Raw genomic sequence first — 12,992 nt, 5'->3', positions numbered from 1 at the left:
CAGCAGGTGCCGCGAGCCGGCGGGCGGACAGCGACAGGCAGGCCCGCCTAACGCTAGGATCAGCCCATCGAGCTTGACCAGGTCCGGTCAGCCGGGTGGGGAGTCTCGTGAACGTTGCACGCAAATGGGTCTTTCCCATCCTTCGACTCATCGTGATTGCGGCCATCGCGGTAGCCCTGGTGAAACTCGCGTTCTACCCAAACGCAACCGCCGACAGCAATCCAGCCGAACCGACCGGTGTCATCGTCGAACCCCAGATTCCGGTGGCCCTCGGCACCATCAGCAATGACGTGACCCTGCCGGGCACCGTTAGCGCCGACCCGGCCGTCGCCGTCAAGGCGACCGCCATCGGCACGGTCGACGAGATTTTCGTGGCGGCCGGCCAGGCCGTGAACAAAGACGACAAGATCTACGACATCCGAGTCGAAACGATCAAGGACCCGGTCGAAACAACGGATGCCGATGGCAACGTCTCCGTCACCCAACCGAAACCGGTGGTCACCTTCGTCAAGGTGCTCGCCCCGATCACCGGAATCCTCAGTTCGCTCCCGGTGATCCACGGCCAGAGCGTGGCCGTTGGGGATGCGACGGGCCAGGTGGCCCCACCGAGCTTTTCGGTGAGCGGAGCGCTCAGCCCCGAGCAGCAGTACCGGCTGCTGACTCGGCCGACCGAGGCATCCGTTGCGATCACGAACGGGCCGGCGCCGTTCACCTGCACCGGCCTGACCATCACCACCCCGCTGGCTGGTGCCCCGGCCGGCGGTGACGGCGCCGGAGACGCGACCGGTACGAGCGGCACCACCGTGACCTGCGCGATTCCGGCCGAGGTGACCGTCTTCTCCGGCTTGGCCGCGCAGATCACCATCGCGGCCGGGCTTGCCGAGAACGTGCTCGTTGTGCCCACCACCGCGGTCGAGGGTTCCGCCGAAACCGGGGTCGTCTGGTTTGTGCTGCCCGATGGGAGCACCGAAGAGCGCCCGGTCACGCTCGGCATGACCGACGGCGTCAACGTGCAGGTCGTCGACGGCCTCGTGGAGGGCGACCTGATCAACCAATTCGTGCCGGGCGCCGTCGCCGGCGGCGGGCCGGGCTGCGAACTTCAGCCCGACGGCAGCGAAGTCTGCTTCGGCCCCAGCATCTCGAGCACCGGGATCTCCGGATGACCCTCCTGCATCTGGAGGGCGTGACCCGCACTGTGCAGCTCATCGATGCACCGCCGCTGACGATTCTCTCCGGCGTCGACCTCGACGTCGACGTCGGCGACCGGGTGTCGATCGTCGGCCGGTCGGGTTCGGGCAAAACCACCCTGCTGAACCTGCTCGGGCTGCTCGACAACCCGACGAGCGGCACGATGCTGTTCGAGGACCGCCCGGTGCGGTCGTTGTCGTCCGGCGCTCGGGACCGGCTCCGCGGCCGCGAGGTCGGGTTCATCTTTCAGCAGTTCAACCTGCTGCAGGGTCGCACCGCCCTCGAAAACGTGATGACGCCGCTGCTCTATGCCGAGGGCCGTCAGTTCTGGCAGCGGGCCCGCATCGCGACCGAGATGCTGGAACGGGTCGGCCTCGGCGACCGTCTCAGCTCGCTGCCCGACCGGTTGAGCGGTGGTGAGCAGCAGCGCGTGGCGATCGCCCGCTCGCTGGTGCGCGGCCCGCGACTGATCCTCGCTGACGAACCCACGGGCGCCCTGGACCTTGAGACCGGCGAGACGGTGATGGACCTCATCGACGAGGTCGCCACCGAATCGGGAGCAGCCCTCGTCACTATCACCCACGATCCGGCGATCGCCGCCCGCGCCACCCGGCACCTGCGGCTCGATCACGGCGTTCTCCAGGTCGCCAGCGCGGTGCCGGCATGAAACGTGTCGTTAGCAACCTCGTGGGCGCGGTCATCGAGGCGTGGCAGGAAGTGCGCATCCACAAGACCCGCGTCATGCTGTCGCTGATCGGTGTGGCCGTGGCCGTCTGCGCGATCACGACCGTGGTCGGGCTCGGCGGGGTGGCCCAGCAAGCCACCATCGAGCAGAACGAACGATCGGGAGGACGCGCCGCGAGCCTCTACCTGTCGGCGACGATGAACGACGGCTCCAACCCGACCGCAATGCCCGAAATCTGGCGCACGGCACTCGAGCGATACCAGGTCGACTACGCCAGCCGGGTCATCAACACCAGCCAGACCGTGCAATTCGCCGACGGCGCCGTGCCGGTGCAGACCATCGGCGTCGACCCGCCGTATGGAACGATGCACCGCATCACCCTCGAGGAAGGAACCTGGTTCACCGACGCGGACCAGGCCCGGCTGGCCCCCGCCGTGCTCATCAACTCCATCTTCTGGGACCGCCTCGGCCGCCCGGACCTGCGCACGCATCCGACGACCACCCTGGTGGGCGAACGCAGTACGACGGCCGTTGTCACCGGTGTCTACCCGGCGCTGTCCTACGAGACCGAACCGGCGATGTACATGCTCGCCGATGCTCTGACCGCCATCACCCCGGTCGTCACCGACCCGAACCTGCAGCAATTCGGACCTCCCTCGTACGAACTGTGGGTGCCGGTCGAGCTATCCGAGCAGCTCGTGCCCGCGCTGCAACGCGACGTGCAGGGTGCGCTGGGCAGCGACGCCGTCGTTCAGGTGAACCGGCAGGACTACGCGGCATTTCAGGACGGTGACCCCTACCTCTCCCTCAAGCTCACGGTCGGTGCCATCGCCGGCCTGGTGCTGTTGCTTGGAGCGCTCGGCCTGGTGAACATCGCCCTAGTCACCCTCAAGCAGCGCATTCGGGAGATCGGCATCCGCCGCAGCTTCGGGGCGACCGCCGCCCGGGTGTTCTTCGCCGTCATGATGGAAAGCGTCGTCGCAACCGTCGTCGCCGGCATCGTCGGCGTGATTGCCGCCGTACTCATCGTGAAGAGCCCCATCGTTGAGGACTTCATCAGCCAGGGTCAGGTCACCGACTTTCCGCCGTTCCCGGTCGAAGCGGCCGTACTCGGCCTGATCTGTGCGACCGTTGTCGGTGCCCTGGCCGGGCTCATCCCGGCACTGGTCGCGGTGCGGGTGAAGGTGATCGACGCCATCCGCTATTAGGTGACACGACAAGCGAAGACCAGCGGATGCACACCGCGGCATTCGCCGGCCGCTCGGGCAGGCATTGGGCGTGGGGGCGGGGGAATGTCACCGGCGCTTGGTAGCGTTATTTCATGGCTACGAGCACTAAGTCGACCGGGCGTGCCCGCACTCCGGCACCGAAGGGCGCTCCGGCGCGCAAACCGGCAACCCGCGGCGGCGGCACCGCCGCGCAGAAGACCGTCAAATTCACCGCCGTCGACGTGAAGCCGAGCGTCGGAGCCCGCGCCTGGATGGGCCTCGCCCACCTCGCGGGCGGTGCCGCCCGCGCCCTGGGCCCCGAAAAACTCTCCAAAGACGAACGCCGCGACGGCCTGCCCTTCTTTCTCGTACTGCTCGCTGTCTCGGGCGCCATCGTCGAATGGTTCCTGATCAACAACGCTGTCGCCCAGCAGCTCGACGCTTACACCTTTGGCGGCCTGTTCGGACGGGTAGCCTTCGCCCTGCCCGTCATTCTGCTGCTGTTCTCCGTCTGGCTGTTTCGTCAGCCCAGTTCCGTGCACGACAATGGCCGCATCGGCATCGGGCTCAGCCTGCTGCTCGTGACAATTTCCGGGCTTTGCCACATTTTCGGCGTGCAGCCGCAGCCGCAAGACGGTATGCCGGCCCTCGCGCTGGCCGGCGGAGTGATCGGGTGGATGATCGCCGCCCCGCTGATCCTGCTCACCACGTCGATCGGTGCCACGATCCTAGTCATTCTGTTGCTCCTGCTCAGCCTGTTCATCATCACCAAGACACCGCCGAACCGCATCGGGCAGCGCTCCCGTGAGCTCTATGAGTGGCTGTTTGGCGCGCAACTCACCGACGCTGAAGAACGCGCGTCGGCGAAAGAAGCCAAGAACTCCAAGCCGGGCAAGACCGCGCAGGTCGAGCTCGACGGCGTCGACGACGATGAGCCAGAGGGGGCGCTGCCCTGGTGGCGCCGCAACAACAGCAAGCGTGAGGAAGACCCCGACTTCGGTAGCGCCCTGTCGACCGAGTCCAAGGCTGGCCCGGCTGATGTGGCCCCCGACCCGCTCAGCGTGCTGCTCGGTGGCAGCCAGTCCCGCGGCGGTTTCGACAGCGCCATCGAATCCGAGGTCACCGACCACACCGCACCGCCCGAACAAGACCACTACGGCACTGAAGTGCTCGAAGACCTGCGCAAGGCCGAACTCGCCGTCAAACGCTTCACCGGCGAGGTCGACCTCGGGCGCGGCCCATCCAGCGCCGCGTCCACCGGCCTGCACTCCGACGACCCGGCCGGCCACACCGAGGTACTGCCCGGCTTCGACGACGTCTTCCCCGAATTGAGCCAGGCAGTGGATGCCGACGGCGCAGCCCTGCCGCCGCTCGCCTCCACAGACCCGCACCCGGCCATTCCTTATCTCGTGCCCGCGGCATCCACTCTCACCGCCGGACCGCCGGCCAAGGCCCGCTCAGCCGCGAACGATGACGTCGTCAAGTCCATCACCGAGGTGCTGCGCCAGTTCCAGGTCGATGCGAAGGTCACCGGATTCTCCCGTGGCCCGACGGTCACCCAGTACGAAATCGAACTCGGCCCCGGCGTCAAGGTCGAGCGGGTCACAGCGCTCAGCAAGAACCTCTCGTACGCGGTCGCCTCAAACGAGGTGCGCATCCTCTCGCCCATCCCTGGAAAGAGCGCCATCGGCATCGAGATTCCCAACACCGACCGCGAAATCGTCACTCTCGGTGACGTGCTGCGCTCGAGCACCGCCACCAACGCCACCCACCCGATGACCATCGGTGTCGGCAAAGACGTTGGCGGCGGCTTCGTCATCGCCAACCTCGCGAAAATGCCCCACTTGCTCGTGGCCGGCTCCACCGGTTCCGGCAAGTCAAGCTTCGTCAACTCCATGATCACGAGCCTGCTCATGCGCGCCAAGCCGAGCGACGTGCGCATGGTGCTGATCGACCCGAAACGGGTCGAGCTCGCCGCCTACGCCGGCGTTCCGCACCTGATCACTCCCATCATCACGAACCCGAAGAAAGCGGCCGAAGCGCTGCAGTGGGTCGTGAAAGAGATGGACATGCGCTACGACGACCTCGCGAGCTTCGGCTTTCGCCACATCGACGACTTCAACAAGGCCGTTGTCAACGGCGAAATCGTGCTGCCCGCCGGCAGCGAACGCAAACTCAAGCCCTACCCGTACCTGTTGGTCGTCGTCGACGAGCTGGCCGACCTTATGATGGTCGCCCCGCGCGACGTTGAAGACTCCATCGTGCGCATCACCCAGCTCGCTCGTGCCTCCGGAATTCACCTCGTTCTGGCCACCCAGCGGCCGAGCGTTGACGTCGTCACCGGGCTGATCAAGGCCAACGTGCCCTCGCGGCTCGCCTTCGCCGTCACGAGCGTCACCGACTCCCGGGTCATTCTCGACCAGCCAGGCGCTGACAAGCTCATCGGACAGGGCGATGCCCTGTTCCTGCCGATGGGAGCCTCCAAGGCCGTGCGCGTGCAGGGCGCCTGGGTCACCGAAGACGAGATCGAGAAGGTCGTCAAGCACGTCACCATGCAGGCCAGGCCCGACTATCGGCCCGACGTCTCCATGGTCGCCCCGCGCAAGGAGATCGACTCTGACATCGGTGACGACCTCGAGGTTTTGCTCGCCGCCGCCGAACTCGTCGTGTCGACCCAGTTCGGGTCGACGTCGATGCTGCAGCGCAAGCTGCGCGTCGGTTTCGCCAAGGCCGGCCGCCTGATGGACCTGCTCGAATCCCGGGAGATCGTCGGCCCGTCTGAAGGTTCCAAGGCGCGCGATGTGCTCGTCAACGCCGAGCAGCTGCCGAGCGTGCTCGCCCGCCTGCGCGGCTCCGACGACGAGCAGCATGCGCTGAAGGCCCAGTCCGATTCCTCGCGGGCCGAGTCTGCGCCCGACCCGCGCTACGCCGACGACCCGGTTGAGAAAATGTCGCAGGGGTATCCTGAGGTGGACGGCACCGAAGACGACGAGGATGCCTGGAAACTAACCGGCAGGGACTGAACCATGGCAACACCGCAAGCATCCGTCACCCGCCCCAGCAACTGGAACGTGCCCAACCTGATCACGGTCGTGCGCATTCTGCTCGCTCCCGTGTTCATCTGGATGCTGCTCGCCGACAATGGTGCCCATGAGGCCCTGCGCTGGGCTGCGGCGGTGCTGTTCATTATCGCGATCGCCACCGACGGCATCGACGGCATGATTGCCCGCCGCCACAACCTCGTGACCGATCTCGGCAAGATTCTCGACCCGATCGCCGACAAGATCCTCACCGGCGGCGCCCTGGTTTGTCTGTCCATCCTGGGGGAACTGCCGTGGTGGGTTACCATCGTTATCCTCGTGCGCGAGATCGGCATCACCGTGTTCCGGTTCGTCATGCTGCGTGATCGAGTGATTCCAGCCAGCCGCGGCGGCAAGCTTAAGACCGTGTCCCAGTCCGTGTCGATCTCGCTCGCCCTGCTCCCGTTCTGGCTGGTCTTCGGCGAGTGGGTGCACTGGGTCAATACCGCCACCATGACCATTACCCTCGTACTGACCGTGGTTTCCGGCCTTGACTATCTGGTTTCGGCTTGGCGCCTCCGAAAGCCCGACGTTGCCTGACCCGGTGTCGGCAAGCACGATACCGACACCCGCAGCGGATGCGACGGCCGAACTCATCGCGGAACTCACCATTCGCCACCTCACCATCGCCGTCGCCGAGTCGCTGACCGGCGGGCTGCTGGTGGCTGAACTCGTGCGCATCCCCGGCGCATCCGCTGTCGTTCGCGGGGGAGTGGTCGCCTATGACACCGCCCTCAAGCGCAGCCTGCTCCACGTGGACAGCAGTGTGCTCAACGTGCACGGGCCCGTACACGCCGATGTCGCCAAGCAGATGGCGGGCGGCGTACGCACCCTGCTCGCGGTGAATGATGTGCGCGCCGATATTGGGGTGTCGACCACGGGAGTGGCCGGGCCTGGACCGGAGGGGGGGCACCCGGCGGGAACCGTGTTCATCGGCCTGTCCAAGGGCAGCGGTTCCTGGGCCGTGTCGCTTCAGCTCAGTGGCGACCGGGCCGAGATTCGCGCCGAATCGGTGCGCCGTGCGATCGATGCTGTGCGTGCGCTGATAGCCCAGGGTGACGCGGAATAGTTCCTGTTACGGGCTGGTTACATCGAAGACATTCACAAGAAAAGCCCAATGAATCTCGGTAGTGTCAAAGTGTCAGATGAATGCAGTATTGTAAGCATCCAGCACCGCACACCGGTAGTCACAGGCTTGATTATCAGCCATAAGAAGGAGGTTCCGATGATTCTTGTTCGTCAGGAAATCGGCGATGTGCTCAGGGACTTCCGCCTGCAAAAGGGGCGTACCCTGCGTCAGGTCGCAAGCAAGGCAAGTGTCGCGCTCGGCTATCTCAGCGAGGTAGAACGGGGCCAGAAAGAGGCGTCCTCAGAGATCCTCGCCTCGGTCGCCGACGCACTGGATACCCCGATTTCGGTCATCATGCGTGAAGTTGGTGACCGTCTCGCCGTTATAGAGGGAATCGATCAGTTTCCCGACACGGTACCGGACGACTTCGTCACCACCTTCGATGCCGACTTCATGGTGCGTTAGCCACCCTCGGCAGCATCCTCAGGATTTATATCATTATCAACCACCGTCGACACTGAGTGTCGGCGGTGGTTGTCTTTCGGGAGTGACGATTCGCCACACAAAATTTGAAGGAGTGTTGTGCGCCTGAGTGAATTTCGCACCGCGATGAGGGACGAGTTCGGCGAGGCCTACGGACGAGTGCTCACCCGTGACCTCGTGCTCACGCCGCTCGATGGTCGAACCGCCGATCAGGCCCTCGCCGCCGGTACTCCCGCCCGTGATGTGTGGCTGGCCCTCTGCGCCGAGGTCGACGTTCCGCGCAGCCGCTGGTACGGCGCCGGCATTCCCGCTCCTCGCCTGTAATAAGACTGACCCCGACGGGTTCGGCTGATATTTCGACACGCCGCAGGATTATCCCGATAATGCTCGAATACCTGTTCGGTCTTGATAGGCTCCTCCACAGCAGACAATCTGACAGACTGCGCACCGCTCGATCGTGCCCCCGATCAGTGTCGGAGGTGCGGCGTACAGTCGCAGTTATCAGAGAAAGTCAGCAATTGCCTTGTCGAAACAGGTATCGGGGTCTTCCCGATTGCTGGGCCGACAGCCTATAGGCGCCACCATGCACACCTCGCTATACCGACCGTGCAGAACCTAGGAGATCACGACCATGGCATCACAAGCGAACCGCGAGAAAGCCCTCGAAACCGCCCTCGCGCAAATCGACCGTCAGTTCGGCAAGGGATCGGTCATGCGCCTCGGCAGCGACGAACGCGCCCCCGTTGAGACCATCTCAACCGGCTCGGTCGCGCTCGACGTCGCTCTCGGCATAGGCGGGTTGCCGCGTGGCCGCATCGTGGAGATCTACGGTCCGGAATCCTCGGGAAAGACCACCCTCACCCTGCACGCCATCGCCAACGCGCAGAAGAACGGCGGCATTGCCGCCTTCATTGACGCCGAGCATGCCCTCGACCCGGAATACGCCAAGAAGCTCGGCGTCGACATCGATGCTCTCCTCGTTTCCCAGCCCGATACGGGTGAACAGGCCCTCGAAATCGCCGACATGCTCGTGCGAAGCGGGTCCATCGACCTCATCGTTGTCGACTCTGTGGCCGCACTCGTGCCCCGCGCCGAGATCGAAGGCGAGATGGGTGACTCCCACGTCGGCCTGCAGGCGCGCCTCATGTCCCAGGCCCTGCGCAAGCTCACCGGTGGCCTGAGCCAGACCAACACGACCATGATCTTCATCAACCAGCTGCGCGAGAAGATCGGTGTGTTCTTCGGTAGCCCCGAAACCACCTCCGGCGGTAAGGCCCTCAAATTCTACGCCTCGGTGCGCCTCGACATCCGCCGCATCGAAACCCTGAAAGACGGCACGGATGCCATCGGTAACCGCACGCGGGTCAAGGTCGTCAAGAATAAGATGGCACCGCCCTTCAAGCAGGCCGAGTTCGACATCATGTATGGCATCGGTATCTCCCGCGAGGGCAGTCTGATCGACTTCGGTGTCGATCAGGGCATTGTCAAGAAGTCGGGTGCCTGGTACACCTACGACGGCGACCAGCTCGGCCAGGGCAAAGAGAACTCGCGCAACTTCCTCATGAAGAACCCCGACATGGCCAACGAGATCGAACGCAAAATCTTGATCAAGCTCGGCGTCGGCCCCGAAGGCATCGCGGCCAAGGCTGCCGAAAAGGCCGCCGCCGCTGTCGCGTTGGAGGCCGAAACGAAGGCCAAGGCCGAAGCGGATGCCGCCGCTCTTCTCGCCGGCGGCCCGGTGGGTATCAAGGGTCAGGCCGCCCGCAAGACCGCCTAACCGGGACACGCAGCTCCGTTCAGCCCCGCATCGCACAGTTCAGCCAGAAACGCACTGAAAGGCAGGTCACGGGAATGGTTCACTTCACACCCCAGGATGATGCAACTACACCAGCAGACGCCGATTTGGCTCCCGTGACCTACCTGCACGGTGCGACACCGGGGATGAAACGTCGCTCGCCGCTTGAAGCCGCCGCGCCCGACGCTGCCGCGATCAAAGCCGAAGCCCCTCCGGCCCAGGTCGACCGGTTTTCTGCGGCTGCTGCCGCTGCTAACGAGGCCGAGATGCAGCAGGAAGGCAGCGATGAGGCTGACGCCGCGGCCGATGCGCTCGATCAGCGGGAGCGGGCGGAGAAGGTGCTGCTGCACCGGCTGCGCGGCCGCTCCCTCTCCACGGTCGAGGCCCTGTTGGTGCTGAATGCCACCGGTGTCGACTCGGGCGAAGCGAGTGAGATCATCGAGAAGTTCATCGAGCTGGAGTATCTCGATGAGGGCAAGCTCGCCGATCAGATCATCCACAGCCACAACGTGCGCAAGGGTCTCGGCCGCACCGGCGTCGAAGCTGAAATGCGTCGACGCAGGCTCGACCCGAGCGTCATGCTCGACAAGCTCGAGGAACTTCCCGACGATGAGGCGGAACGCGCCATCGACCTGGCCACCAAACGGATCGGGCAGATGGAACGCTTCGACGACCAGACCATCGACCGTCGTCTCACCGGCTTTCTCATGCGCAAGGGTTATAGCTCGGCAGCTGTACGAGTGGCTGTCAAGGCGGCCATGGACAGCCGCGGTGGCGGTGCTACCTCCCGCGTTCGATTCCGTTGATGCGTGCGAGTGGGCCAGGGCACACGGCCCGCACACCGAATTGCTCGCGTAAACTACAGTCACTATGAGTATCGTCGCCCCCGAACAAGCCCGCCGAACCGTGATCACCCCCTCGGTAGCCGCGATCGACGAGTCGGGGCGAGCCCGCACCTATGAGGTGCGCACCTTCGGCTGCCAGATGAACGTGCACGACTCCGAACGCCTGAGCGGTTCACTCGAAGCAGCTGGCTATGTCTCGGCCAACGGTGACGAGGCCGACATCGTCGTGATCAACACCTGCGCGGTGCGGGAGAACGCCGACAACAAGCTCTACGGCAACCTCGGCTACCTCGCCTCGGTCAAGCGCAAGCATGCCGGTATGCAGATCGCCGTCGGCGGCTGCCTCGCCCAGAAAGACAAGACCACCATCCTCGAGAAGGCGCCGTGGGTCGACGTGGTCTTCGGCACCCACAACATGGGTTCCCTGCCCAGTCTGCTCGAACGGGCCAGGCATAACGGTGAGGCCCAGCTCGAGATTCTCGAATCCCTCGAGACATTCCCGTCCACCTTGCCCACCAAGCGCGATTCCAGCTACAGCGGCTGGGTCTCCATCTCGGTCGGCTGCAACAACACCTGCACCTTCTGTATCGTGCCAGCGCTGCGGGGCAAGGAGAAGGATCGCCGCCCCGGGGAGATCCTCGCCGAGATCCAGGCGCTCGTCGACGACGGCGCCATCGAGGTCACCCTGCTCGGCCAGAACGTCAACTCCTACGGGGTCGAGTTCGGCGACCGCCTCGCCTTCGGCAAACTGCTGCGCGCGGCCGGAAAGATCGACGGGCTGGAGCGTATCCGCTTCACCAGCCCGCACCCCGCCGCGTTCACCGACGACGTCATCGACGCTATGGCCGAAACCCCCGCCGTCATGCCGCAGCTGCACATGCCGCTGCAGTCCGGGTCCGACCGCGTGCTCAAGGCGATGCGCCGGTCCTACCGCGGCGCGAAGTTCCTCGGCATTCTCGACCGCGTGCGTGCTCAGATGCCGAACGCTGCCATCAGCACCGACATTATCGTGGGCTTCCCCGGCGAAACCGAGGAAGACTTTCAGGAGACCCTGCGGGTCGTCGAACAGGCCCGGTTCGCGACCGCGTTCACCTTCCAATACTCCATTCGCCCGGGTACCCCGGCCGCGACGATGCCCGACCAGGTTCCCAAGGCCGTCGTGCAGGACCGCTACGAGCGTCTTGCCGCTCTGCAGGAGCGCATCTCCCTCGAGGAGAACCAGGCGATGATCGGCCGTGAGGTCGAACTGCTCGTCGCCAACGGCGGCCGTAAAGACAACGACACCCACCGCCTCAGTGGGCGGGCCCCCGACAGCCGACTCGTGCACTTCGATGTTCCGGCCGGTTCGCCTCGCCCCCGGCCCGGCGATATGGTCACCGTCGTCGTCACTCAGGCGGCACCGTTCCACCTCATCGCGGACTCGACCACCGACGCGCCCCTGCGCATCCGCTCAACCCGGGCCGGCGACGCCTGGGATCGCATGGAAGCTGAATCCTGTGGAGTTCCGGCACACGGCGGCGCCACAAGCGGTCCCGGCCCCGTTTCACTCGGGCTGCCGACGATCGGCCTGCGGCTCGAGAGTGGCGCGACCACCATTCCCATCTACAACGTGAACGACGACGAGCGCTAGGAGCTTGTCGTCTGAAACAGCGGTAGCGCCTGGCGCGGCGGTGCTGATCGTCATTGTCGGGTCGACCGGCACCGGCAAGTCCGAACTGTCCCTCGACCTGGCCGAACGGCTCATCGCGCGTGGACAGCCGGCCGAGATCGTCAACGCCGACGCCATGCAGCAGTACCGCGGCATGGACATCGGCACGGCCAAGCTCACCATGCGTGAACGCCGCGGCATTCCGCACCACCTGCTCGACGTGATTGACGTGACCGACGAGGCCACCGTCAGCAAGTATCAAACGGATGCCCGCACGGCGATCACCGAGATCCGCGCGCGCGGGGCCGTCCCCATCCTGGTCGGCGGCTCCGGTCTCTACGTGTCGTCGGTCGTCTTCGACTTTCAGTTTCCGGGCACCGATCCACAGTTGCGGGCCAGGCTCGAAGCCGAACTCCTGCACATCGGACCGGGCCTGATGTATTCCCGGCTGCAGGCCGTCGACCCCCAGGCCGCGCTGCGGATCGGCCCGAGCAACGGGCGCCGCCTTGTTCGGGCACTGGAGATCGTCGAGCTCACCGGCGCCCCGCACCTCGCCGCCCTTCCCGACGAACCGGTGTACTGGCAACCCAGCGTGCTCCTCGGCCTCCGCACCCCGCGCGAGCGGCTCACCCCCCGGCTCGACGCGCGCGTCGAACGGATGTGGGCGGCCGGCATCGTTCATGAAGCCCGGGACCTGCTCGAGGCGGGTATCGAGAATGGTGTGACCGCGTGCCGCGCGATCGGCTACGCCCAGGCGCTCGGGCAGGTGCACGGCACGCTCAGTCAGGCGGAGGCTATCGAAGCAACCCAGCAGCTCACCCGCCGCTATGCTCGCCGGCAGGTGAGCTGGTTCAAACGCTACGCCCACACACACTGGATCGAATCGGAGGCACCGGACCGCGGCGAGGATGCCCTCGCGCAGGTGGACCGGGGTGGTGCGCCCGACTTCGCGCCGCAAAACCCGCCGGTGGCAGCCCCGTAAACTGGCCAC

The 12,992-nt window shown here is 65.4% G+C and carries 12 protein-coding genes; all 12 read left to right on the top strand.

Features of this window, described 5'->3' with window-relative positions; translation table 11 throughout:
• The first annotated feature begins 107 nt into the window (after nucleotides 1-107).
• The 12 genes from BMW72_RS14470 to miaA all read left to right on the top strand — a co-directional run bounded on the left by BMW72_RS14470 (nucleotide 108) and on the right by miaA (nucleotide 12,983).
• A complete protein-coding gene (locus BMW72_RS14470; RefSeq protein ID WP_174843155.1) occupies nucleotides 108-1,163 on the top strand; it encodes an efflux RND transporter periplasmic adaptor subunit in 1,056 nt (351 codons plus the stop codon).
• Complete coding sequence (locus tag BMW72_RS14465; RefSeq protein ID WP_092111760.1) at nucleotides 1,160-1,855, top strand: ABC transporter ATP-binding protein; 696 nt, start codon at nucleotides 1,160-1,162, stop codon at nucleotides 1,853-1,855. The genes BMW72_RS14470 and BMW72_RS14465 overlap by 4 nt, the downstream gene beginning before the upstream one ends.
• Nucleotides 1,852-3,081, top strand: coding sequence for an ABC transporter permease (locus tag BMW72_RS14460; RefSeq protein WP_092111758.1), 1,230 nt, complete (start codon nucleotides 1,852-1,854; stop codon nucleotides 3,079-3,081). The genes BMW72_RS14465 and BMW72_RS14460 overlap by 4 nt, the downstream gene beginning before the upstream one ends.
• Before the next feature lie 113 nt (nucleotides 3,082-3,194).
• The gene (locus BMW72_RS14455) at nucleotides 3,195-6,104 is read left to right on the top strand and encodes an FtsK/SpoIIIE family DNA translocase (RefSeq protein ID WP_092111756.1); all 2,910 of its coding nucleotides are present in this window, start codon (nucleotides 3,195-3,197) and stop codon (nucleotides 6,102-6,104) included.
• A 3-nt stretch (nucleotides 6,105-6,107) separates the two neighbouring features.
• On the top strand, nucleotides 6,108-6,701 hold the full coding sequence (gene pgsA / locus BMW72_RS14450) for a CDP-diacylglycerol--glycerol-3-phosphate 3-phosphatidyltransferase (RefSeq protein ID WP_092111754.1): 594 nt from the start codon (nucleotides 6,108-6,110) through the stop codon (nucleotides 6,699-6,701).
• Nucleotides 6,702-6,705: 4 nt separating this feature from the next.
• Complete coding sequence (locus tag BMW72_RS14445; RefSeq protein WP_241983758.1) at nucleotides 6,706-7,230, top strand: CinA family protein; 525 nt, start codon at nucleotides 6,706-6,708, stop codon at nucleotides 7,228-7,230.
• Nucleotides 7,231-7,386: 156 nt separating this feature from the next.
• Nucleotides 7,387-7,695: a helix-turn-helix domain-containing protein gene (locus tag BMW72_RS14440; protein ID WP_092111752.1), complete on the top strand. Its 309-nt coding sequence runs from the start codon at nucleotides 7,387-7,389 to the stop codon at nucleotides 7,693-7,695.
• A 117-nt stretch (nucleotides 7,696-7,812) separates the two neighbouring features.
• On the top strand, nucleotides 7,813-8,037 hold the full coding sequence (locus BMW72_RS14435) for a DUF3046 domain-containing protein (protein ID WP_092111750.1): 225 nt from the start codon (nucleotides 7,813-7,815) through the stop codon (nucleotides 8,035-8,037).
• Between the two features lie 307 nt (nucleotides 8,038-8,344).
• The gene (gene recA / locus BMW72_RS14430; RefSeq protein WP_092111748.1) at nucleotides 8,345-9,490 is read left to right on the top strand and encodes a recombinase RecA; all 1,146 of its coding nucleotides are present in this window, start codon (nucleotides 8,345-8,347) and stop codon (nucleotides 9,488-9,490) included.
• 134 nt (nucleotides 9,491-9,624) lie between these two features.
• Nucleotides 9,625-10,314, top strand: coding sequence for a regulatory protein RecX (locus tag BMW72_RS14425; protein ID WP_166805993.1), 690 nt, complete (start codon nucleotides 9,625-9,627; stop codon nucleotides 10,312-10,314).
• Between the two features lie 64 nt (nucleotides 10,315-10,378).
• Complete coding sequence (gene miaB, locus BMW72_RS14420; RefSeq protein ID WP_092111744.1) at nucleotides 10,379-11,983, top strand: tRNA (N6-isopentenyl adenosine(37)-C2)-methylthiotransferase MiaB; 1,605 nt, start codon at nucleotides 10,379-10,381, stop codon at nucleotides 11,981-11,983.
• 4 nt (nucleotides 11,984-11,987) lie between these two features.
• The gene (gene miaA / locus BMW72_RS14415; RefSeq protein WP_241983759.1) at nucleotides 11,988-12,983 is read left to right on the top strand and encodes a tRNA (adenosine(37)-N6)-dimethylallyltransferase MiaA; all 996 of its coding nucleotides are present in this window, start codon (nucleotides 11,988-11,990) and stop codon (nucleotides 12,981-12,983) included.
• Nucleotides 12,984-12,992 lie beyond the last annotated feature (9 nt).

This window comes from Cryobacterium luteum (genome assembly GCF_900110125.1).
Lineage (GTDB): Bacteria > Actinomycetota > Actinomycetes > Actinomycetales > Microbacteriaceae > Cryobacterium > Cryobacterium luteum.
The sequence above is the reverse complement of the archived record's forward strand: the minus strand, read 5'-3'. Positions and strand labels throughout refer to the sequence as shown.

Bases quoted from the DNA above. Each gene is read 5' to 3' on its own strand.
- BMW72_RS14465 (WP_092111760.1), top strand. From the start codon at position 1,160: ATGACCCTCCTGCATCTGGAGGGCGTGACCCGCACTGTGCAGCTCATC.
- BMW72_RS14460 (WP_092111758.1), top strand. From the start codon at position 1,852: ATGAAACGTGTCGTTAGCAACCTCGTGGGCGCGGTCATCGAGGCGTGG.
- BMW72_RS14455 (WP_092111756.1), top strand. From the start codon at position 3,195: ATGGCTACGAGCACTAAGTCGACCGGGCGTGCCCGCACTCCGGCACCG.
- pgsA (WP_092111754.1), top strand. From the start codon at position 6,108: ATGGCAACACCGCAAGCATCCGTCACCCGCCCCAGCAACTGGAACGTG.
- BMW72_RS14440 (WP_092111752.1), top strand. From the start codon at position 7,387: ATGATTCTTGTTCGTCAGGAAATCGGCGATGTGCTCAGGGACTTCCGC.
- recA (WP_092111748.1), top strand. From the start codon at position 8,345: ATGGCATCACAAGCGAACCGCGAGAAAGCCCTCGAAACCGCCCTCGCG.
- miaB (WP_092111744.1), top strand. From the start codon at position 10,379: ATGAGTATCGTCGCCCCCGAACAAGCCCGCCGAACCGTGATCACCCCC.